Source organism: Porphyromonas sp. C0041D3 (genome assembly GCF_056590575.1).
The window spans coordinates 51,496-71,745 of the sequence record NZ_JBWPWJ010000002.1; the positions used below are offsets into that span (position 1 = coordinate 51,496).

Genomic DNA, 20,250 nt, shown 5'->3' on the forward strand with positions numbered 1-20,250 from the left:
ATGTGATGATAAAAGTGAAGCGAAACCTAACTGAGCTGTTGGCTCGTCGGTTTCGCCTCGTGTGTATGAATGTTGACTTCCGAAATTGTTATGGGATCAATTGTGGACACGATAGAGCCGACGAGTGTACGCAGTACATTCGCATCATCATCAGGGGCAGCATGCTGCTGAGGAATATGTAGCTCTTTTGTCTCATAACACTTGACTTAACAGTGCGACAAAGTTACGAAAATGCTTTTATGTAGCAAATTTATTTGCATCTTATTTTTAGAGCGGAATAAAATTGCATTCATTGTCTTTTTCTAAGAATATGTTTGCAGCTCCTTTGAGGGGTGAGTATCTGGTTAGAGGTAGAGAAAAATGAGTTACCTTTGGGTGCTGGTAATATAACTCACGAAATAACACCCTATGTTTACCTCAATAACCGTAGCTGAGAAGATTGCTAAGCTCCTACTGGATGCTCATGCAGTGTCGCTTAATCCTGAACACCCCTACACCTGGGCCTCGGGCTGGCATAGTCCCATCTATTGTGATAATAGAGTGACGCTCTCCTCAACGGAGATCCGGACACAGATTGCTGATGCACTGGTGGATCTGATCAAGGAGAAATTCCCTCAGGTCACAGCAGTCTCAGGTGTCGCCACGGGTGGCATTCCACAGGCGGCTCTCGTTGCTGATCGCATGCGGTTACCGCTCTCCTATATCCGCGCAAAGGCTAAGGATCACGGTATGCAAAATCAGATAGAGGGGGCTATAGATAAGGATGCCAAGGTGGTGGTCATCGAGGATCTTATCTCTACAGGCGGAAGCAGTCTTGCAGCAGCGAGGGCGCTACAGGCAGCCGGATATGAGGTACTCGGACTGGTCGCTACCTACTCTCATGGCTTTGCCGTCGCAGAGGATGCCTTTGCTGAGGCTTCTATCCCGATGTTCACTCTCAGTGACTACGATCATGTGGTCGCTGAGGCAGAGAGGAGAGGATTTATCCACAGCGATCAAGTAGAGACCCTCAAGGAGTGGCGAAAGGATCCGGCTAATTGGGGTAAGTGATAGACTTAGAATAGTAGTTAGATATGCAGGTAATCAATAGTAGACCATTTACCATAAAGAAGGATATAGATACCGTCTTTGATCTGGCGGGAGAGCCTGAGTCAGCTCGTCACTTCCTGAGCAAAGTGGGGGACAAGCCGATGTTTAAGGACGTCTCAGTGACAGATGATGCCATCAGTGCCAAGCTTCCTCTCGTAGGTGACATTACCCTTCGTCGTAATCGTATGGAGAAGCCCTCTCTCGTCAGCTACAAGGCTGAGGGCGCACCGGTGCCGGTGGAGTTGGTGCTCAACTTCCAGCCCGAGGGCGACAATACCCAGGCCCAGGTCTCTGTCGAGGTGGAGGCCCCGTCCTTCGTTGCCGGTATGGTGAAGACTAAGATCCAACCCCTGCTGGATAAGATGGCCGATAGTCTCGAACACTTGGACGTGGATCGCTTCCTTGGGAAAAAGTAAGTCAGAAGTACCCTACAGACTTTTCCCTATAGCCACAGCCCTGACACTGGCTGTGACTATGCTTTCTTGCGGGCATATCAGCTTAGATACCTCGATACCAGATACGCTGCCGAACCTTCCGGTAGCGTACACCATTGATCTTATGTCCGCTGAGGGGAGGTCCATTGCTTCCCCCCAGACTGCCATCCTTATCCTCACTCCTCGACAGCAGAGTGATCTGCTCGGTGTGGGAGGGCTGATAGTCTGCTATGGACTTCCGGGTGAGGTCGAGGGCGGAGGCTATGCGGCCTACGATGCCCAGTGCCCCCTATGCTATCCCACCCGAGGGATAGTCATGCCGGATCACACTCCGGCTGAGGAGACGCTGATGTCTGCTACCTGTAGCCACTGCTTAGCCGTGTACGATCTCTCACTCGGTGTGGGACAGCAGACCCGCAGGGATCTACCCCCTGCTGTGCTAAAGCACTATCCGACTATACTGCGGGGGAGAGACTTGGTGATCGGCAACTAAGACGAAGAAGAGACAAGATGAAAGGTCTAATGCTGGTGAAGCGGGTGAAAAAGGCAATTGCTGAAGATAAACTGAGGTAGGCTATGACAGAGAAACAGAAGACCAAGTGGGCGCTCAGGCTTTGGCGCGGACTGGGGAGGATCCCTCTTAGGGGGCTCTACCATCTGTCTGATTTCTTGGCTTGGGTGGTCAGAGATGTGGTCCGGTATCGTAGGGAGGTAGTGGATCATAATCTTGAGATCGCCTTCCCGAAGCTTACTCAGGAGGAGAGGAAAAAGATTGCTAAGGACTTCTACAGCTACTTCTGTGACCTGATACTGGAGGCTCCGAGGATGATGACTTGGTCTGAGGAGGAGATGAAGGAACACATCACCTTTGAGGGTATAGAGCAGATCTTGGAGGATACAGCTGGTGGACGCAATTTCACCCTGTACATCGGTCACTATGGTCAGTGGGAGTGGATCCCGTCCATCGCTCTCTGGCTCCCTGGGGTCACTTGTGCTCAGATCTACTCTCAGCTGCACGACCCGGTCTCTGATCAGATCATCCTCGCCAATCGGCAAGCTCATGGCAGTAAGTCGATCGAGATGAGGGATACGCTCCGGTATATTCTCTCTGCAAGGCAGTTAGGAAAGCCCTTCGGGGTGGGGTATGTGGCTGACCAGTCCCCCTCATCAGACAAGCTTCATCACTACATCGACTTCTTTGGTCGGCAGGTGCCTACGCACGTCGGGGCTGAGAAGATCACAAGGAGGCTGGGGCTGAGTGCTTACTTCCTTGATATGCATCGCATACGAAGAGGCTACTGGAGTGTGAGAGTAGTCCCGATGCCCTATGACAAGGAGGATGATCAGGGGGACTTCTCCCTTACACAGCAGTTTTACACCCTCTTAGAGGAGATGATCAGGAGAGAGCCGGCCTATTATCTATGGAGTCATAAGCGCTTTAAGTACGAGAAACGCTGAAGTGACGAAAGGAAAAAAGCAGGACGCAAAGTACTAAGGTTTTGCGTCCTGCTGTTGGTTGATATAGGTATCAGCCCAGTCGCTCAATAGCGTACTGGACCCTTTGCTTGGTCTCCTTGATACCGATGAAGTCGATGATGTCGTAGATGTAGAGCCCTATCGCCTCACCCACGAGTGCCACTCTGAGAGCATTCATCACCACTCCTATCTTATAGCCTTTCTCCTCCAGCCAGTCGTGAGTCTTCTCATCGAGTAGCTTTATATCGAGAGGTCTAGGGAAGGTGTCGATATACTCCATGTACTCTGTGAGTTGCTTGGCACTATCTTCCTTCCACCGCTTTTTGACTGATTTCTCATCGAAGTCGGTCGGAGCTTGGAGGAGGTAGCCTGTCTGTTCGACGACATCTGGGAGGAGCGTCAGTCGCTCTCGTGTCAGATCAAGGGCACAGACCAGCCTATGGTGGTCACAGGTGATGCCGGCCTGCTCAAGATACGGCATACAGAGGTCGGCTAAGCGGTCGAGGTCGCAGATCCGGATGTACTGCTGATTGAACCACTTTCCCTTCTCGTAGTCGAAGCGGGCACCGCTCTTATTGACACTGCAGAGGTCAAATCGACGGATGAGGACATTCATCGGCATAAGCTCTATGTCATCTCCGGGATTCCACCCCAGGAGAGCAAGAAAATTAACCACCGCCTCAGGTAGGTAGCCACTCTCGCGATAACCTGGGCTCACAGCTCCGTCCTCCGGCGACTCCCAGCGAAGGGGGAAGACCGGGAAGCCAAACTTGTCCCCATCTCTCTTACTGAGCTTTCCACTGCCCTCCGGCTTAAGTAAGAGAGGCAGGTGCGCAAAGTGAGGCATCTCCGACTCCCAGCCAAAGGCACGATACAGCAAGACATGAAGGGGTGTGGATGTGACCCACTCCTCTCCGCGAATGACGTGTGAGATCTTCATCAGGTGGTCATCCACTACGTTGGCCAAGTGGTAGGTGGGGAGATCATCGCTCTGCTTGTAGAGTACCTTGTCGTCAAGCTCCGAGGAATTGATGGTCACCTCCCCGCGTACCATATCGGTGAAGCTGATCGCCTCTCCCGGCTCTATCCGAAGTCGCACAACGTATGGCACACCCGCTTGCTCCAGTTCCTCGCACTCGCTCTCCGTCAGTGCGAGGGAGTTGCGCATACCCATACGGGTGGATGCATCGTACTGAAAGTTCTTGGTACTCTCCCGAGCCTTCTCCAGCTCCTCAGGGGTGTCGTACGCCTTGTAGGCCTGACCGCTCTCCAGTAGCTCACGGACATACTTGCGGTAGATGTCCCTGCGCTCACTCTGGCGGTAGGGTCCATACTCACCTCCCACACCTACACCCTCGTCGATATGGATGCCAAGCCAATTAAGGGACTCGATGATGTAGTCCTCTGCTCCGGGGACAAACCGACGAGAGTCGGTATCCTCGATTCGCAGGAGCATTTTTCCCCCTTGATTTTTGGCAAAGAGGTAATTGTATAGAGCCGTTCGGACCCCTCCGATATGGAGTGGTCCGGTAGGGCTGGGCGCAAATCGTACTCTTACCTGTGATGGAGTAGTATCAGTCATATCTGTATTCTTATCTTTCGTTCGTTCGCTCAGCGTCGCATGGGGTGTGATCAGTAGGGATCCTCGTCGTGCATTCTCCCTCCGGCATCACTCTCCGGATCCTCATCAGTGTCGAAGGACTCCTCGGCATCATCTTCGCTCTCATCGAGCTCTACCCCCTGTAGGGTGCGATTGAGATTCTGCTCCACGAGGGGAGAGACTGCCTCAAAGTTATTGATCGTAATGCTCTTCCAGATCAAGTCCTTGAGCTCTGCCACTCCCTCCCCGGTGACGGAGGAGAAGAAGCAGACCGGCACTCCCTCGGGAAGGGTAGCTCTGATCATTTCCTTGAGATCCTCATCGATGAGGTCAGACTTTGAGATACCCAAGACCCTATTCTTATCCAGCAGCGAGGGGTTGTACTTCTCCAGCTCTCCCAGCAGTATCTCATACTCCTCTGCGATGTTGTCAGCATTGGAGGGGATGAGGAAGAGTAGGGCGGCATTGCGCTCGATATGGCGGAGGAAGCGGAGCCCCAGCCCCTTACCCTCAGCAGCACCCTCGATGATCCCGGGGATGTCTGCCATGACAAAGGAGCGACCATCGCGGTACTTCACGATGCCGAGGTTGGGTACCAGTGTAGTGAATGGGTAGTTGGCCACCTTGGGCTTGGAGGTAGTGATGGCAGATAGGAGGGTCGACTTCCCTGCGTTGGGGAAGCCTACCAGTCCTACATCGGCCAGTAACTTCAGCTGGAGTATCACCTCCCGCTCCTCGCGCGCCTCACCGGGCTGAGCAAAGCGGGGTGCCTGATTGGTCGAGGTGGCAAAGCGGGTGTTCCCCTGTCCCCCACGACCTCCCTTGAGTATGCGGATCTCCTCTCCATGCTCTCGCACCTCGGTGATGTAGTCTCCAGTGTCAGCATCGTAGCATGCGGTCCCGAGTGGGACGTCGATGTAGATATCCTCTCCATCGGCACCGGTGCGATTGTTCTCGCCACCGCTCTTACCATTCTCTGCAAAGATATGACGATTGAAGCGAAGGTGAAGTAGCGTCCAGTAGTTTCGGTCACCCCTGAGATAGACATCCCCTCCACGTCCACCATCCCCTCCGTCAGGTCCTCCCTTAGGACTCCGCTTGGATCTGTAGAAGTGGACACATCCCTGACCTCCCTTGCCGCTCCGGCAATAGATCTTTACGTAATCGACAAATCCTGACTCAGCCATAGCACTTATTCTTTAGAGGGTGTTTCTTCTCATTACGAGAGAGCGATCTGCTGATCTCTCGGATTAGGCAACGTAGCTATCGATCGCCTTGATGATCCGCTCTGTGATCTCATCGATGCTACCCTCGCCCTCTACGGCAACGTACTTGCCTTGCTTGGAGTAGAAGTTGCGGACCGGCTCCGTCTCACTGTGGTAGACCTTGAGTCGCTCACGTGCCGACTCTTCATTGTCATCAGCACGGCCGGATACCTTCCCTCGCTCCAGGATACGGCTGATCAGCTCCTCTTCGCTGACCTGTAGCTCCAGTAGGAGAGTGACGCTCTCGCAATGAGTCCTCAGCATCGTGTCCAGCGCCTCAGCCTGAGCTACAGTGCGGGGGAAACCATCGAAGATGATCCCTGCATACTCACCGGGATCCTTGATATGCCCCTCCATGATACTCACGATGGTCTCATCGGGTACGAGGTGTCCCTCACTGATGAGCCCCTCCACCTTCTTCCCCAGGGGAGTACCCTTCTTGATCTCTGCACGCAGGAGATCCCCCGTGGAGATGTGGTTGAGATTGTAGTGCTCCTTGATGTGTGCACTCTGAGTACCTTTGCCGGAGCCGGGAGCCCCGAATATGATGATATTTAGCATGATATTATATATTGAGTGATTGATTCTTCTTCCGGAGAGACTCCTCATCGACCACGAAGATGTCATTGAGCATCCGACCGAAGCCATTGTAGTCCAGTCCGTGACCCACGATAAAGTCATCCGGGATTTCCTTCCCCACATAGTCCAGCACGAGTGATGCATCCTTGTGTGCATTGGGCTTATCCAGCATGACAGCGATGCGCACCTCCTCAGCGCCTCGGGAGAGATAGAGTTTCTTAATCTGTGTCAGGGTAAACCCGGTGTCCACGAGATCCTCTAGCACCACCACTATGCGTCCCTTGACATCGATCTGTGGAGCCATCACCTCCGTGAGCCGGCCCGTGGAGTGCATACCCGAGTATGAGCTGTACTTCGCAAAGGTCATCTCATAAGGCTTGTCCAGCAGATGAGCAATGTCAGAGCCAAACATAAATGCCCCATTGAGGATACAGACAAAGAGCGGATCTCTGTCTCCTACATCAGCGATGATCTCCTTAGCAACTCTCGCTATCTGAGGGTGCAGCTCCTCCTGTGACAGATAGGGCTTAAATGTCAGCCCACCCACCTCTATTGACTTCATGATTTACGTTCCTGAGATTAAAAAACAAATTTACCATAAAGTATGTGCTTATGCCACCTCTTTGATCAAAAGATCGTCAGAAAGTCTCGCATCAAGCCTGCATAGCGGTCGCTATACCCATCCCCTGTGGAGATGGTTAGTAGCTCCTCCGTGCAGTCGCTCTGTCCTCCACCGGTCCACAGTCCGATGACTCGCTTGCAAGCCTTTCCTGCTATGGTCTGTATGAGACAGCGGTGAACCATCTCCAGCCCGCAGGATAATGCTGCACGATCGTAGAGGGGTAGTGCGCTTGTCGGGAGGACCACCGCGATGTACCCACTCGGCGATAGCAGCTCTGTGGAGGTCCCGAAGAACACCTCCGGGGGCAACGTCCCGCTATGTCGGGCGATCTGTCGCCGCTCATCCCCGGGGAGATAGCTCCCATTGTGGTAGGGCGGGTTGCTAACGATCAGGTCGTACCCACGAGGCAAGGTACCAGAGCTTACTGAGCCGTAGTCCCCCTCCGTGAGGCTGAGTCGGGATGAGAATGGCGAACGAGCGAAATTGCGTCTCGCAGTCTCTGCAGCCCCGTGGTCAATCTCGATGGCAGTAACCTCTGCGGAGGAAAACATCTGAGCCATCATAAGTGCGATGACTCCCGTCCCGGTCCCCACATCAAGGATCTGCTGAGGCTGGATAAGACTCTTCCTCAGCCACTCGATGGTGTATGCACCCAGTAAGGTGCCATCGGTACCCACTTTCATGGCTGCTTTGCCCTGCTCGAGGTCAAAGCCCTTCATGCGGAAGACGGACATAAGCCTCCTTCAGATAGAAAATCAGAAGTGGAATGCGCCTCGGACCTTATCTACGAGATCCGTTTTCTCCCAAGCAAAGAGCTCCACCTCCTTAGTAAGCGTCCGGCCATTTCCGTCCGTGAAGGACTTCGTGGCTACTCGTGGTGTGCGGCCGATATGCCCATAGGCAGAGCTCTCCCGATAGATCGGTGCCTCCAAGTGAAGTGACTTGATGATGTGGTAGGGCCTGAGGTCAAAGAGAGAGGACAGCATCGAGGCGATCTCGCCATCCGTCTCGCGTACCCTGCTCCTGCCGTAGGTATCTACATAGATGCTCACCGGATCAGCCTGACCGATGGCATAGGCGACCTGGATCTTAATCTCATCGCTCACGCCGGCGGCTACCAAATTCTTGGCGAGGTACCGAGCTGCATAGGTAGCTGACCGATCCACCTTGCTTGGGTCCTTGCCGCTGAAAGCTCCGCCACCATGGGCAGCACGACCACCATAGGTATCTACGATGATCTTACGCCCTGTCAGACCGGTATCTCCGGCAGGTCCCCCGAGGACGAAGCGTCCGGTAGGATTGATCAGGTACTTTACCTGATCGTCGAGGAGGTTCTGGACCTTAGAGCTGTACTTCTCGATCAGCCTCGGGATCACAATACGCTGGACATCCTCCGAGATCTTCTCCTGCATCAGTCGATCAGCCTCCGCCTGGCTCATCCCATCGTGTGGCTTCACGAAGTCATCGTGCTGTGTGCTGAGGACAATAGTATTGACTCTCCTCGGTGTGCGATCGATATTGTACTCCAGAGTCACCTGTCCCTTGGCGTCCGGACGGAGGTAGGGCATCAGCTCCGGCTCCTCCTTCCGGATCTGCGAGAGGATCTGCAGCATCGAGTGAGCCAACTCAATCGGTAGAGGCATATAGTTGTCACTCTCGCAGGAGGCGTAGCCAAACATAATCCCCTGATCACCGGCGCCCTGATCCTCGTCTGCCTCGCGCACAACCCCCATATGGATGTCCGGGCTCTGCTCGTGTATGGCGCTGAGGATGCCGACCGACTGGGCATCAAAGCCATACTCTCCCTTTGTGTAGCCGATATCAGCGATCACTCCTCTCACGACAGACTGTAGGTCTACGTATGCGTCAGAGGTGATCTCGCCTGCTATGAGTACCTGACCTGCAGTCACCAGTGTCTCGCAAGCGACCTTACTCTTGGGGTCCTGGGCAAGGAAGTTGTCGAGGAGGGCGTCGGAGATCTGGTCGGCCACCTTATCGGGGTGTCCGTCGCTCACTGACTCGGAGCTGAAGAGATAGGTATCGGATGTTTTCATATATCAATGAACCAAATAGAATTGTATAGTGTCTGTAATCCGAGAAGAGACCTCACTCTGTCAGCACCCAATGCTCGAAGCCTCTCCCGGTCAGGTGCCACGGCTCGGGAGCGAGAGCTCCGACCGGTTCATTGACTCAAGAGTGCCTTTTAGCATTGTTTTAGCGTGGTTGCAAGCAGACACAAATCTCTCCACGTGATCTAATGTCGGTGCAAAGGTACGATATATTCTTGGCACAATGGGCTACTCGACTCATCGGTGTCCGGGATCCGAGAGAGATATGCGTTATGATCACCGTTTTAAGCCATCATTTCGGGGCAGAAGACAAGCTCAAACTAATATCGGTATTAGAGAAATCTATTACCGGTAATAGAGACGACTAATATCGGTATTAGATAAAACTCTTCATTAGGATACTTTTGCTATGATCCTCGAGCAACTTCCTGATGAGTTGGGGACGGTGTGAGAGTAGGGTGTTACCTTTTTTGTTATCTTTGTGGCGATTTTGACTATGCCAATTAATAATTATAACTCTACCAATGGATAAAGTAAGTTACTCGCTCGGACTGAGTCTCGGCAATAATCTCGTCAGTAGCGGCATCAAGGACCTCAGTGTCGAGGACTTTGTGCGCGGTCTCACTTGCGTCCTTGAGAGCGCTGAGCCGGAGATCACCTATGAGGAGGCTGAGGAGGAGCTGAAGAACTACTTCACCCGTCAGCAGGAGGAGCAGTTCCATAACAATAAGGCTGCCGGTCAGACCTATCTGGCTGAGAATGGAGCACGCGAGGGCGTGGTAACTCTCCCCTCAGGTGTCCAGTACGAGGTGCTTGTGGAGGGCAATGGTCCTAAGCCATCACCCACGGATACCGTTCGGTGCCACTACGAGGGATCTCGCACTGATGGCCAGATCTTCGATAGCTCTATTCGCCGAGGCGAGCCTGCGACCTTTCCGGTCAATGGCGTGATCAAGGGCTGGCAGGAGGTCCTGCCGATGATGCCTGTAGGCTCTAAGTGGAGAGTCGTGATCCCTGAGGAGCATGCCTACGGGAGCCACGGTGCTGGTCAGCTCATTGAGCCGTATATGGCGCTTATCTTTGAGATTGAGCTACTCGGCATAGGGGGGAAGTAAGTCCTTAATGGAGCTCTTTTATTGAGAAATAATTCAACTACACTTATTTATACACACAATCAACATGAAAAAGACCGTAGTAACGCTTCTCGTCGGCACGATTGCCGCTATGGGAGTGATGACGGGATGTGGCAATGGTCAGGGGACCGCTAAGCTGGTGACTCCTCAGGACTCTGCTGCATACTTCTTAGGTCTCTCGCAGACCATGCCCCTGCACGAGCAGTGGGATCAGTATCAGTATCAGGTGCCGGGTGACTCTGCGTCCAAGAAGGACCAGTTCATCAAGGGCTTCCGTGATGCACTCACCTCAGGCAGTGCCAAGGCAGCCTACTCCAATGGCTACCTTATGGGCTTCCAGCTCATCGACTCCTGGGAGGGCTTCAATGCCCGTATCCCCGGTGACTCTCTCGATAAGCAGAAGTTTATCGATGGTCTCATCGCAGGTCTCTCCGGCAAGGTAGATACTACCCTGACGATGGATGCCATCAATAACTATATGCAGGAGTACTTTGCCAAGGCGCAGAAGGTCGTCGAGGATCAGAATAAGAAGGCCGGTGCCGACTTCCTCGCTGCTAATAAGTCTAAGGAGGGTGTCGTGGAGCTGCCCAGCGGTCTGCAGTATCGTATCGACAAGCTCGGAGACGGCATCAAGCCCGCTGCTGAGGATACTGTAGTCGTTCACTACAAGGGGACCAAGCTCGATGGTACTGTTTTCGACTCCTCCTACGATCGTGGTGAGCCTGCGACCTTCCCCCTTACGGGAGTCATCCAAGGCTTCAGCGAGGGACTCCAGCAGGTGCCTGCCGGATCCAAGGTGACCCTCTGGATCCCCGGTGATCTTGCCTATGGTCAGCGTGGTTCGGGAGACAAGATTGGTCCGTTTGAGATGCTTACATTCGAGATGGAGCTTCAGGAGGTACGTCCCGCTGCTAAGAAATAAGCCGGGCATTTTGCCTTACTGATATGGCATTGTGTCTTTGATATAAGGGGTGTGTCGATTCGTTTCGGCACACTCCTTTTTGTCTTGTTGGTTTTTTTTACATTTGTGACGTGGTTATTGAGTTGCAATACAGGTTGCATAGATAGCCGATTATCTATCCTATTCGTTTCGTAAGTATTATGAAACAAGCATGTAATTTATCGATCCTGATGATCGGGCTTATGATGCTTCTCTCAGGCTGTGGCTTGATGAAGCTCTTCACATCGGAGCCCAGGGATGTCTACAAGGCGCAACTGGAGACCAAGGAAGGAGCCACCTATACCGGGTATCTCAGGATGCCAATGTCGGGGGACAAGGAGCTCAATCTCTTCGATGACCTTGCCCTCACCCAGTCAGCCGGCACCTTCAAGTCAGAGGATCTGAAAGGCATCGAGCTATGCAACCCCAAGAAATCGGACTCGAGCTATCGCTTTGAGTACAAGAAGTTCTCCGCCTTCCTGCGAAGCAATACCGCATGGATGGCTCTCGTAGATAGGGGACCTGAGCTTACGGCCTACCTCCTTGCCTCTTCGTACAAGATCGACGAGAATGGGGACATCTTCTTCATCGGTTACGAGCAGAGGACCATACGTAGTGGAGGAAGTATGTCTGTGGTAAAGCCCAGCTTCCCGCTATTCTTAGAGAAGCGTGGAGGCACCTTGAAAAAGGTCGCTCTGGTACACGGAGTCAACTATGAGGGATCTCAGTTTAGAGGCGGGGTGGTCAGATTCCTCGCTGATGATCCGGAGCTCTGTAGCTATGTGAGGGGACTGAAGTGGGAGTTTGAGGACATAGACAAGGTGGTGAAGTACTACGATCCTCATCGCAAGGGTGACCTGGTCATCAAGGATGACCGGGGTCAAGTCCTCGCTCTGCCACCACATAAGATGGTCACTGATGCGCTGTCGGGCGAGCTTATCTATACTGCGGATTTGGCTAAAAACCTAACGCCCCACTTTGGGATGGCCTCTTACCTCGGGCTCCGCTCATCACTCGGGACGTACTTCACCTATGGCGGGTCTGTAGGGTTCAATCAGCCCTGCCTCGTGGATGATACAGCTCTGATAACGGAGGATCCGAGCTTCTTGATGAAAGATCGCAAGGAAGTGGAGGTGCCTAAGGAGTTCATTAAGCGAGTGACCCTTTTTAGCTTCAATGCTTTTGCGGGTCTACAGGTACCGCTGGACCTGAAGTCTGTCTATGTCATTCCTTCCCTGAGTGGATGTGTTACCGGTGATCTTCACTCCGACTACAGCCTGATCAGTGTTGGACCACTCGTAAGGTGCGACTTTGGCATCCCCCTGAAGTATGGGAATATGCTCTTCTTCGGCGCCGGATACAAGTATGGCTTCCCCATCAAGGATGCAGATGAGATGGCGGCGGATAACTACAAGAATGTGACTCCTTATGGTCAGTCTCATACCGTCTTCCTGACCATCGGCTATATGTATTGACCCATAGATCTTAATTAATAAGGGCGCGAAAGAGTCTTCTCTTTTGCGCCCTTATTGTTTTTTGTTGACTACGGAATTAATGAAGACGGATGATAGCCGTATAAATCACAGCTTCAGGCTGACGGGAAGTAGGGTCGACCCTCTGTAGAGCCTCGGGAAGAGTCTCGACCCAGTCAATGAGGGGCACAATCCCCTCCTCTGTATAGCTCTCTCGAAGCCAGTCCTTTGCTCCGCTGAGGAGTAGGGTGATCATATCGTGTCTCAGCTCCTCTAGCACGCCATCGAGTCCCTCCATGACTAACCAGGCAGCCCCCTCGACAGTACCATCCTCTAAGTCAGCAAATCGAGTAAAGGTACCAATCCTGAGTCTTGGCTGTCGGTCAGGGGCCTGAGCCGTCCCTGCTTCTGTGATGAGATCGGAGTAGAGGCGGTCTGCCTCATCGTGCGCATAGGTCACCATCGGGAAGGACTCGCTGTAGCCCTTATGCCGAAAGAACTCTTCCCAGTTAGCTCGGTTGAGCAACCGTGCTGCCGACACATTATTAGCTGTCAGCTGAGTGTCTCCCCATTTGTCGTCTTTATCTATCATAGCTGTTGCTTCTCTTTGTGAGGGGACAATATACTTTATTTTGTGGAACTGTGCATTCTGACAGGATGGTCTGGATATGAAAAGAAAGGTCCCTAACGCTATGTTAGAGACCTTTCCTTAGAGAGGTGCCTGGCGGATTCGAACCGCCGTGAACGGATTTGCAGTCCGGTGCATAACCACTTTGCTAAGGCACCCTATTGTTCTTTGTGTTGCAAAGGTCACGAAAAAGTATGACATAGGCAAGTCATCAGCTCAGATGGAATGTTCCTCGAGGGCTTGGGAAAGTGAGAGTAAAGGGGTAACTTTGACGTGGAAGAGACCTACTATCACTCAGCTTAACCGATAGGTCTCACACACACAACTCACCTATATTAAGTTTATGAAATACGGATACATCAAGGTGGCTGCTGCCGCTCCCTTTGTGCGTGTCGCTGACTGCTTCTACAATATTGATCGGATCGAAGCTCTCGTCAGACGTGCTGTGGGTCAGAAGGTGGAGGTCCTTGGCTTCCCTGAGCTGTCGATCACCGGCTACACGGCCGGCGACCTCCTGCTACAACCCTTCCTGCTGGAGCAGGCGGAGGAGGCTGTGCTGGAGCTTGCCAATCGCACCGCCGACACAGACATCCTTTTCTTTGTCGGTATGCCTCTGAGGGCAGAGGAGAAGCTCTACAACGCTGCCGTCGGCATACAAGGAGGGCGTATCTTAGGTGCCATACCGAAGACTTTCCTGCCTAATTATAGGGAGTTTCAGGAGAAGCGCTGGTTCTCTAGCTCCTATGAGCTCGCCTACTCGACTATTGAGATCGGGGACCAAGAGGTGCCCATTGGTCACGACCTGATCTTCCGTCATAAGGACGTCGGTATCGGGGTGGAGATCTGCGAGGATATGTGGGCACCGATCACTCCCGGAGTCCGTCTTTCGCTCCATGGGGCTCACATCATCTTTAATCTCTCGGCAAGTAATGAGAATGCCGGGAAGAACTCCTACCTCCGTGCGCTGATCTCCGGGCTCTCCTCTCAGGCGATCAATGGATATGTCTATAGTAGTTGTGGTCATGGTGAGAGCTCGACAGACCTGGTTTACACCGGTAAGGCATTTATAGCGGAGAATGGTACGATCCTGAAGGAGATGGAGCGCTTTGACCTAAGCGAGAAGCTGATCGTCAGTGACATTGACATCGCTCGCATCAGAACTGAGCGGATGCTCAATAGCACCTTCCGCACTGCGGCTACGAAGTATGCGACAGAGAAGCTTATTGTCGTCCCCTTTGACCTCTCAGAGCAGGATGACGACTATGTGATGACGCGCCCTGTGGAGCGCAATCCTTTTATGCCAGGCACAGTGGACCTTGAGGAGCGTAGTGATGAGATATTTAAGATCCAAGTGACCGGTCTTATGCAGCGCCTTCGTCACCTCAATAACCCGAAGATGGTCATCGGCGTGAGTGGTGGGCTAGATAGTACGCTGGCACTGCTCGTCTGCTGTCGTGCCTGCAAGGTACTTGGGCTCTCAACTCGCCAGATCATTGGCGTGACAATGCCTGCTGAGGCAACGAGCGACCGCACGAAGTCCAATGCGGACAAGCTGATGGAGCTTTTGGATATCGATAGTCGCGAGATTCCTATCAGCGCAGCAGCTATGGATCACCTGCGGCTGATCGGTCATGATGCAGCGACACAGGACACTACCTACGAGAATGCTCAGGCACGCGAGCGGACTCAGATACTGATGGATTTGGCAAATATGGAGGGTGGCATCGTCATCGGTACCGGAGATCTCTCTGAGCTGGCTCTTGGCTGGTGTACCTACAATGGCGACCATATGAGTATGTATGGCGTCAATGCCTCGATCCCCAAGACCAGCGTACAGATGATAGTCACTCACCTCGCCGGGCAGCCGGATGTGTCCCCGGAGCTCAGGAGGGTCTTGCTTGATATTGTGGCCACTCCGGTCTCCCCAGAGCTTACCTCTACCTCCCCGGAGGAGGGGCGGATTACCCAGCGTACCGAGGATCTGATAGGGCCATACGAGGTGCACGACTTCTTTATCTTCCATATGATCTACAGCGCTTACTCTCCCGCTAAGATCCTCTACCTTGCTCAGAATGCCTTTGGTGATGACTACACGAAGGAGCAGCTCAAGGAGTGGATGAAGATCTTCGTGAAGCGCTTCATCTCCCAGCAATTCAAGCGCAACTGTAGCCCCGATGGACCAAAGGTTGGTGCGGTCTCTCTCTCCTCGAGAGGCTGCTGGCGTATGCCGAGCGATGCCTCGGCTGATATGTGGCTGAATGAAATAGACAAATTTTGATACCTTTGTCGCCCACGTTAATATTAGGATGATTAGGAATGATTGAAGTCAACGATCTCGCCATACAATTTGGAGGGAAGACCTTATTTAAGGACGTTAATCTGAAATTCCTCCCGGGGAATTGCTATGGTGTTATCGGTGCCAATGGAGCAGGAAAGTCTACCCTGCTCCGTATGATCAGCGGAGAGCTATCACCCACGAGAGGCACCATTACCTTTGGACCAAGTGAGCGACTCTCCGTGCTGTCGCAGGACCACTTCGCTTTTGACGACGAGACGGTGCTCAATACCGTTATGCAGGGACATAGTACCCTCTGGGCAGTGAAGGAGGAGAAGGATGCACTCTACGCTAAGGAGGACTTCTCTGACGCTGACGGCATCCGTGCGGCAGAGCTGGAGGAGAAGTTTGCCCTTATGGAGGGGTGGAATGCAGAGAGTGATGCGGCTCAGTTGCTGAGTGGACTCGGCATCCCGGAGGAGCTCCATGGCGAGCTGATGGCTAACCTCAATGGTAAGCAGAAGGTGCGGGTGCTACTTGCTCGCGCCCTCTTCGGCAAGCCGGACAACCTGCTCCTCGATGAGCCGACCAATGACCTTGATATCGATACGGTGGCATGGCTGGAGGACTACCTCCAGGACGTCGACAATACCGTCCTGATCGTCAGCCATGACCGACACTTCCTCAATGCAGTCTGCACCGACACCGTAGATATTGACTACGGCAAGGTGACTCTCTATCCGGGTAACTATGACTTCTGGTATGAGAGTAGTCAGCTGGCGTTGAAGCAGCTCCAGCAGCAAAATAAGAAGATGGAGGAGAAGAAGAAGGAGCTGGAGGAATTCATCCGTCGCTTCTCCGCCAACGTGGCCAAGAGTAAGCAGACCACCTCGCGTAAGAAGATGCTCGATAAGCTCAATGTCGAGGAGATCAAGCCCTCCACGAGACGCTACCCGGGGATCATCTTTACTCCTGATCGTGAGGTGGGGAATAAGATCCTGACCATAGAGGATCTGGCAGTGAAGGCTCCGACGATCGATGGATCGGGCGAGGAGTTGCTCTTCTCCCGGGTGAGCTTCAATGTTGAGAAGGATGATAAGGTCGTCTTCCTCTCCCGTGACCCGCGAGCGATGACCGCTTTCTTCGAGATCATCAATGGAAATCGCGAGCCCCTCGAGGGACACTACGAGTGGGGGCAGACGGTCACATCCGCCTACCTACCGCTGGAGAACGGAAAGTTCTTCGACTCAACGATGAACCTTGTGGACTGGCTGGCACAATTCTCTGCGGACACCAATGCGGTCTACCTCAAGGGGTACCTCGGTCGTATGCTCTTCCGCGGAGAGGAGCTGGAGAAGCAGGTGAAGGTCCTGAGCGGAGGAGAGAAGATGCGTTGTATGATCGCACGGATGATGCTCACCAATGCCAATGTCCTTATCCTCGACTCTCCCACCAATCACCTGGACCTGGAGAGCATTCAGGCATTTAATAACACGCTGATCAACTTCCCCGGAAATATCCTTTTGGCGAGCCACGATCACCAGTTTATACAGACAGTTGCCAATCGTGTCATTGAGCTTGGCCCCAATGGCATCATCGATAAGCGATCTGACTTTGATACCTATCTGCAAGACCCCGTCGTGGCAGAGCAGAGGGCAAAAATCTATAACGAGAGCAAGGCATGATAAATGTAGGTATAGTAGGCAGCGAAGGGTATACCGTCGCAGAGCTGTACAGCCTCGTGATCAAGCATCCGGATGTGGATCTCCGGATGATCTACTCCCCATGGCGCAGCGGGATGAATGTCTCGGAGCTCTATCATGATCTCCACAGTATGCGAACTCTTCGCTTCACCGATGAGGCGGACTTTGAGGGGCTTGATGTCCTCTTTATCTGTCTGCCGAGCGGGATGTCGCGCACATTCTTGGAGAATCACCCTATGCCCGAGGGCATACGCGTGATTGACTTTGGGCATGAGAACCGCCACTCCGTTGATGCGGACAAGACCTTTGTCTACGGCTTAGTCGAGGCCTATAAGGACGAGATCGTCGATGCTCAGTATGTCTCTGTCCCCGGCTCCTTTGCCGAGGCCGTGGAGCTTCCCCTTCTGCCTCTAGCGCGGGAGGGTCTCCTCCAGAGCGACCTGCATATCCACTGCGTCTCCGGTAAGACTCAGGCGTTTGCTCGTCCGGAGAAGGACAAGGGGCTATCCTACGAGGCAATCTTTGACCAAATGCACGTCTACTCTCCTTTCTCTCATCACCAGCAGGACGAGATCTACAGGACGCTATCTGACCTACAAGAGGGGGGATTCCACAAGGAGATCAGTATGATCCCGATGCGTGGTGGCTTCAATAGAGGGATGTACTCGACGATATACATGAACTCCCCCCTCACTGCTGAGGAGGCGGAGAAAATGTATACCGACTTCTTTGACCCCTCTGCCTTTGTCTACATTAGGGACGAGTACCCGGACGTGAGAGACACGCAGAATACGAATAACACCCTCATCCACCTCGCCAAGCTGGATGACAAGTTGCTCATTGTCTCATCGATGGACAATCTGATGAAGGGGGCTGCCGGGACTGCGATCCATATCATGAACACCATGTTCCGTCTCGTCGAGACGACCGGACTGGAGCTGAAGTTTACCAGTTACTGATCTGGCACAGTCGCTCTCGGCTTATCTCCGGAGGTTATCCGGTATGGGTGTGGCGTCTGAGAGCTCCCGCTCCAGTTCATCGCTGTCTATCAGGTGAGCCGTGAAGACCCCTGAGACCGGGTAACGATTGAAGTAGGGGTTTCGGGTCATAAAGAAACGGATCTCACTCACCTCCGGAGACTTGATGACGGCATCGTAGTAACGCCATATGCGTTGGGCGATCAGGGGCAACACCTTGACCATAGGACCTTGGGTGGTAGTTAGTACCGCAACCACATGCCAGTGAGGACGGCGATCGATGTGATCGGTCGTTCCTCTCGGGAGACTGTGAGAGATACTTATGTGACGACCGCCCTCCTTATTGATCCTCTCCATCATCTGCCTAAAGAGTGTCCCATGAGGTGCATCATCACGCTTGCCTGAGAAGTCGATCGCATAGTGGATCATCTCGTGGAGCAGAGTGTCCTCATATACTTCACAAGGAAGATCCATCCGGACATTGATCTTGATCTGACGGGTCACACCGGAGGTACGCCGACGATGCACATACATTCCTGCGTAGCTCTTGACATCACTCAGCAGGATGGGAATAGGGGGTAGGGCGTCCCCGAAGAAGGTCTGATTGAACTCTCCAAATCTTTCCTCCAGAAAGTCAGCTGTTGGTCTCATACTGCAAAGTTACCCAAAGGAAGCCCCTCTCGCATACTTTGCACATAGGGCTGACGCATTTGAGCTTTTACATAAGTCATTCAACTCATCGCAAAGAGTGGGGAATAAATCACCCCTCCGAGTTGCACCGCAGTTCGTCCGTTCCGGCCGACTCGTCCGACTCGCCCGATAAGATAGCGTAACTGACGGAGAGACGCTCAAAAAGGTGCGTTTCGCATGGCTGTACAGCTTAAATGCGTCATCCCTGGAGTTTCAACCCCTCGGAGCCGGAGTTTCCTCCTGCGGGACTGGAGTTTCATCCCCTCGGGACCGGAGTCTCTCCCACAAGAGACTGCCCTGTGACCCCGGACCAATAGCGGTAATAGAATTCACCGAACTGTATCCAGTCAGGTAAGATACAATACTTTCTTCAAGCCCCTAAGATTCTTTTTTGGGTATGCCATTTATTCGCTTATATTTGACCATTCAATAACCCTTACAAACATTGTTATGAAATCGATGACTTTACCTCTTGTGGCGATACTCGCCCTGCTGCTCAGTGCTCCGCTAACGCAAGCCGGTACACCAGACAAGACGGTGACGCTAGGCTTTACACCCCTTGAGATAGAGATAGAGGATGGTATCGTCGCCCGGGTCGCTCGTGGCAACGATGAGCGGGTGGAGATCTACAGCGATGAGCCCGACGAGATCATCTGCAAGAAAGACTCAAGGAGCGGATCACTGGAGCTGAAGCGCAAGTCAAGGAGTGGCGACTTCCTCGGTAACTTGCCAAGGCGTAAGTGCATCGCCATCATTGTGACCAAGGATCCTTCTGCCATCAGAGAGATCTCGTGTGACTCCGGTGCCTCCATCAAGATGGATGATAAGGGTCTTCGCTTCAGCTCACTGTCGCTCTCTGCCGACTCGGGAGGTGAGATTCGTATCGAGGGCGACTGCCCCAGGATCGACATAGAGGCTGATAGTGGAGGTCGGGTCAGCGTGTCGGGAGTTTTCGATCGGCTCACAGCCTCAGCGGACTCCGGTGCCTCAGTAGCGATCCGAGGCGAGATAAAGCGAGGAAGCTTCAGTGTCGACTCCGGCGCAAGAATAAGTGCCCGTGGGAGGGCAGGCTTTGCCAATGTGGAGTGTGACTCTGCGGGGGTCTTTGATGGCAAAGATCTTATCGCAGATGGGGCAGCCCTTGAGGCAGATTCCGGCGGGGTGATCCGCATCACCTGCAGAGGAGAGTACAGGAGCGAGAAGGACTCTGGCGGTGTGATCAAGGTATCACGTCCCAAGTGACTCCCGTATATCCCTTATAATATAGCCCGAGGGGGTGTCGATCAGCTAAGATCGAC

The 20,250-nt window shown here is 53.1% G+C and carries 19 protein-coding genes and 1 tRNA gene; 11 read left to right on the forward strand and 9 right to left on the reverse strand.

From position 1 onward, the window contains the following. Positions 1–408: 408 nt before the first annotated feature. The 4 genes from pyrE (at position 409) to AC1EKE_RS01455 (ending at position 2,981) form a co-directional block, all read left to right on the forward strand. On the forward strand, positions 409–1,050 hold the full coding sequence (pyrE, locus tag AC1EKE_RS01440) for an orotate phosphoribosyltransferase (RefSeq protein ID WP_297126630.1): 642 nt from the start codon (positions 409–411) through the stop codon (positions 1,048–1,050). 23 nt (positions 1,051–1,073) lie between these two features. Beyond that, positions 1,074–1,505, forward strand: coding sequence for a hypothetical protein (locus AC1EKE_RS01445; protein ID WP_296165340.1), 432 nt, complete (start codon positions 1,074–1,076; stop codon positions 1,503–1,505). Positions 1,506–1,563: 58 nt separating this feature from the next. Beyond that, positions 1,564–2,016 (forward strand): hypothetical protein, encoded by a 453-nt coding sequence (locus AC1EKE_RS01450; protein ID WP_480307736.1) that lies wholly within the window; start codon positions 1,564–1,566, stop codon positions 2,014–2,016. Positions 2,017–2,099: 83 nt separating this feature from the next. Next, positions 2,100–2,981 carry a lysophospholipid acyltransferase family protein gene (locus AC1EKE_RS01455; RefSeq protein WP_480307737.1) on the forward strand — a complete coding sequence of 294 codons (882 nt, stop codon included), beginning with the start codon at positions 2,100–2,102 and terminating at the stop codon, positions 2,979–2,981. A gap of 70 nt (positions 2,982–3,051) precedes the next feature. Here AC1EKE_RS01455 and gltX read toward each other — a convergent pair whose 3' ends face one another. The 6 genes from gltX to metK all read right to left on the reverse strand — a co-directional run bounded on the left by gltX (position 3,052) and on the right by metK (position 9,119). After that, positions 3,052–4,581, reverse strand: a complete 1,530-nt coding sequence (gene gltX, locus AC1EKE_RS01460; RefSeq protein WP_480307739.1) for a glutamate--tRNA ligase — start codon at positions 4,579–4,581, stop codon at positions 3,052–3,054. A 50-nt stretch (positions 4,582–4,631) separates the two neighbouring features. Then, positions 4,632–5,786, reverse strand: coding sequence for a GTPase ObgE (obgE, locus tag AC1EKE_RS01465; protein ID WP_480307740.1), 1,155 nt, complete (start codon positions 5,784–5,786; stop codon positions 4,632–4,634). A gap of 63 nt (positions 5,787–5,849) precedes the next feature. Beyond that, positions 5,850–6,425, reverse strand: a complete 576-nt coding sequence (locus AC1EKE_RS01470) for an adenylate kinase (protein ID WP_480307742.1) — start codon at positions 6,423–6,425, stop codon at positions 5,850–5,852. A gap of 4 nt (positions 6,426–6,429) precedes the next feature. Continuing rightward, entirely contained in the window at positions 6,430–7,005 is a 576-nt protein-coding gene (locus tag AC1EKE_RS01475; protein WP_296160452.1) for a phosphoribosyltransferase, read from the reverse strand. Positions 7,006–7,070: 65 nt separating this feature from the next. Then, the gene (locus AC1EKE_RS01480; RefSeq protein WP_480307743.1) at positions 7,071–7,799 is read right to left on the reverse strand and encodes a tRNA1(Val) (adenine(37)-N6)-methyltransferase; all 729 of its coding nucleotides are present in this window, start codon (positions 7,797–7,799) and stop codon (positions 7,071–7,073) included. 21 nt (positions 7,800–7,820) lie between these two features. After that, entirely contained in the window at positions 7,821–9,119 is a 1,299-nt protein-coding gene (gene metK / locus AC1EKE_RS01485; RefSeq protein ID WP_297126612.1) for a methionine adenosyltransferase, read from the reverse strand. Between the two features lie 539 nt (positions 9,120–9,658). Between metK and bamJ the strand changes: the two genes are divergently transcribed. The 3 genes from bamJ (at position 9,659) to AC1EKE_RS01500 (ending at position 12,682) form a co-directional block, all read left to right on the forward strand. Further along, entirely contained in the window at positions 9,659–10,249 is a 591-nt protein-coding gene (gene bamJ / locus AC1EKE_RS01490; RefSeq protein WP_480307745.1) for a BamJ family beta-barrel-assembly machinery protein, read from the forward strand. 64 nt (positions 10,250–10,313) lie between these two features. Beyond that, positions 10,314–11,189: an FKBP-type peptidyl-prolyl cis-trans isomerase gene (locus AC1EKE_RS01495; protein WP_297126609.1), complete on the forward strand. Its 876-nt coding sequence runs from the start codon at positions 10,314–10,316 to the stop codon at positions 11,187–11,189. 179 nt (positions 11,190–11,368) lie between these two features. Beyond that, the gene (locus tag AC1EKE_RS01500; protein ID WP_296164840.1) at positions 11,369–12,682 is read left to right on the forward strand and encodes a hypothetical protein; all 1,314 of its coding nucleotides are present in this window, start codon (positions 11,369–11,371) and stop codon (positions 12,680–12,682) included. A 76-nt stretch (positions 12,683–12,758) separates the two neighbouring features. Here the strand turns inward: AC1EKE_RS01500 and AC1EKE_RS01505 are convergent, their stop codons facing one another. Both AC1EKE_RS01505 and AC1EKE_RS01510 read right to left on the reverse strand, forming a co-directional pair. Next, positions 12,759–13,271 carry a hypothetical protein gene (locus AC1EKE_RS01505; RefSeq protein WP_480307747.1) on the reverse strand — a complete coding sequence of 171 codons (513 nt, stop codon included), beginning with the start codon at positions 13,269–13,271 and terminating at the stop codon, positions 12,759–12,761. A 123-nt stretch (positions 13,272–13,394) separates the two neighbouring features. Continuing rightward, positions 13,395–13,465 (reverse strand) — tRNA-Cys (locus tag AC1EKE_RS01510). Positions 13,466–13,650: 185 nt separating this feature from the next. Between AC1EKE_RS01510 and AC1EKE_RS01515 the strand changes: the two genes are divergently transcribed. Genes AC1EKE_RS01515 through AC1EKE_RS01525 form a run of 3 tightly spaced genes read left to right on the forward strand, consistent with a single transcriptional unit; the run spans position 13,651 to position 18,244 of the window. Next, complete coding sequence (locus AC1EKE_RS01515; RefSeq protein WP_297126603.1) at positions 13,651–15,585, forward strand: NAD(+) synthase; 1,935 nt, start codon at positions 13,651–13,653, stop codon at positions 15,583–15,585. Between the two features lie 38 nt (positions 15,586–15,623). Further along, the gene (locus AC1EKE_RS01520; protein ID WP_480307749.1) at positions 15,624–17,267 is read left to right on the forward strand and encodes an ABC-F family ATP-binding cassette domain-containing protein; all 1,644 of its coding nucleotides are present in this window, start codon (positions 15,624–15,626) and stop codon (positions 17,265–17,267) included. Further along, positions 17,264–18,244, forward strand: a complete 981-nt coding sequence (locus AC1EKE_RS01525; RefSeq protein WP_297126598.1) for a hypothetical protein — start codon at positions 17,264–17,266, stop codon at positions 18,242–18,244. The genes AC1EKE_RS01520 and AC1EKE_RS01525 overlap by 4 nt, the downstream gene beginning before the upstream one ends. 21 nt (positions 18,245–18,265) lie before the next feature. On the opposite strand, the gene AC1EKE_RS01530 is transcribed toward AC1EKE_RS01525, so the two are convergent. Further along, a complete protein-coding gene (locus AC1EKE_RS01530; protein WP_480307751.1) occupies positions 18,266–18,913 on the reverse strand; it encodes a SprT-like domain-containing protein in 648 nt (215 codons plus the stop codon). A gap of 489 nt (positions 18,914–19,402) precedes the next feature. On the opposite strand from AC1EKE_RS01530, the gene AC1EKE_RS01535 reads away from it, so the two are divergent. Beyond that, entirely contained in the window at positions 19,403–20,194 is a 792-nt protein-coding gene (locus AC1EKE_RS01535; protein WP_480307753.1) for a GIN domain-containing protein, read from the forward strand. Positions 20,195–20,250: the final 56 nt, after the last annotated feature.

What these genes read in the sequence shown, in the direction of transcription:
- AC1EKE_RS01530 (WP_480307751.1), bottom strand. Translation starts at nt 18,913, where the DNA reads ATGAGACCAACAGCTGACTTTCTGGAGGAAAGATTTGGAGAGTTCAAT.
- AC1EKE_RS01475 (WP_296160452.1), bottom strand. Translation starts at nt 7,005, where the DNA reads ATGAAGTCAATAGAGGTGGGTGGGCTGACATTTAAGCCCTATCTGTCA.
- AC1EKE_RS01525 (WP_297126598.1), top strand. Translation starts at nt 17,264, where the DNA reads ATGATAAATGTAGGTATAGTAGGCAGCGAAGGGTATACCGTCGCAGAG.
- AC1EKE_RS01470 (WP_480307742.1), bottom strand. Translation starts at nt 6,425, where the DNA reads ATGCTAAATATCATCATATTCGGGGCTCCCGGCTCCGGCAAAGGTACT.
- metK (WP_297126612.1), bottom strand. Translation starts at nt 9,119, where the DNA reads ATGAAAACATCCGATACCTATCTCTTCAGCTCCGAGTCAGTGAGCGAC.
- AC1EKE_RS01520 (WP_480307749.1), top strand. Translation starts at nt 15,624, where the DNA reads ATGATTGAAGTCAACGATCTCGCCATACAATTTGGAGGGAAGACCTTA.
- AC1EKE_RS01495 (WP_297126609.1), top strand. Translation starts at nt 10,314, where the DNA reads ATGAAAAAGACCGTAGTAACGCTTCTCGTCGGCACGATTGCCGCTATG.
- obgE (WP_480307740.1), bottom strand. Translation starts at nt 5,786, where the DNA reads ATGGCTGAGTCAGGATTTGTCGATTACGTAAAGATCTATTGCCGGAGC.
- AC1EKE_RS01445 (WP_296165340.1), top strand. Translation starts at nt 1,074, where the DNA reads ATGCAGGTAATCAATAGTAGACCATTTACCATAAAGAAGGATATAGAT.
- AC1EKE_RS01500 (WP_296164840.1), top strand. Translation starts at nt 11,369, where the DNA reads ATGAAACAAGCATGTAATTTATCGATCCTGATGATCGGGCTTATGATG.
- gltX (WP_480307739.1), bottom strand. Translation starts at nt 4,581, where the DNA reads ATGACTGATACTACTCCATCACAGGTAAGAGTACGATTTGCGCCCAGC.
- AC1EKE_RS01515 (WP_297126603.1), top strand. Translation starts at nt 13,651, where the DNA reads ATGAAATACGGATACATCAAGGTGGCTGCTGCCGCTCCCTTTGTGCGT.
- AC1EKE_RS01480 (WP_480307743.1), bottom strand. Translation starts at nt 7,799, where the DNA reads ATGTCCGTCTTCCGCATGAAGGGCTTTGACCTCGAGCAGGGCAAAGCA.
- AC1EKE_RS01455 (WP_480307737.1), top strand. Translation starts at nt 2,100, where the DNA reads ATGACAGAGAAACAGAAGACCAAGTGGGCGCTCAGGCTTTGGCGCGGA.
- AC1EKE_RS01450 (WP_480307736.1), top strand. Translation starts at nt 1,564, where the DNA reads ATGCTTTCTTGCGGGCATATCAGCTTAGATACCTCGATACCAGATACG.
- AC1EKE_RS01505 (WP_480307747.1), bottom strand. Translation starts at nt 13,271, where the DNA reads ATGATAGATAAAGACGACAAATGGGGAGACACTCAGCTGACAGCTAAT.
- bamJ (WP_480307745.1), top strand. Translation starts at nt 9,659, where the DNA reads ATGGATAAAGTAAGTTACTCGCTCGGACTGAGTCTCGGCAATAATCTC.
- pyrE (WP_297126630.1), top strand. Translation starts at nt 409, where the DNA reads ATGTTTACCTCAATAACCGTAGCTGAGAAGATTGCTAAGCTCCTACTG.
- AC1EKE_RS01535 (WP_480307753.1), top strand. Translation starts at nt 19,403, where the DNA reads ATGAAATCGATGACTTTACCTCTTGTGGCGATACTCGCCCTGCTGCTC.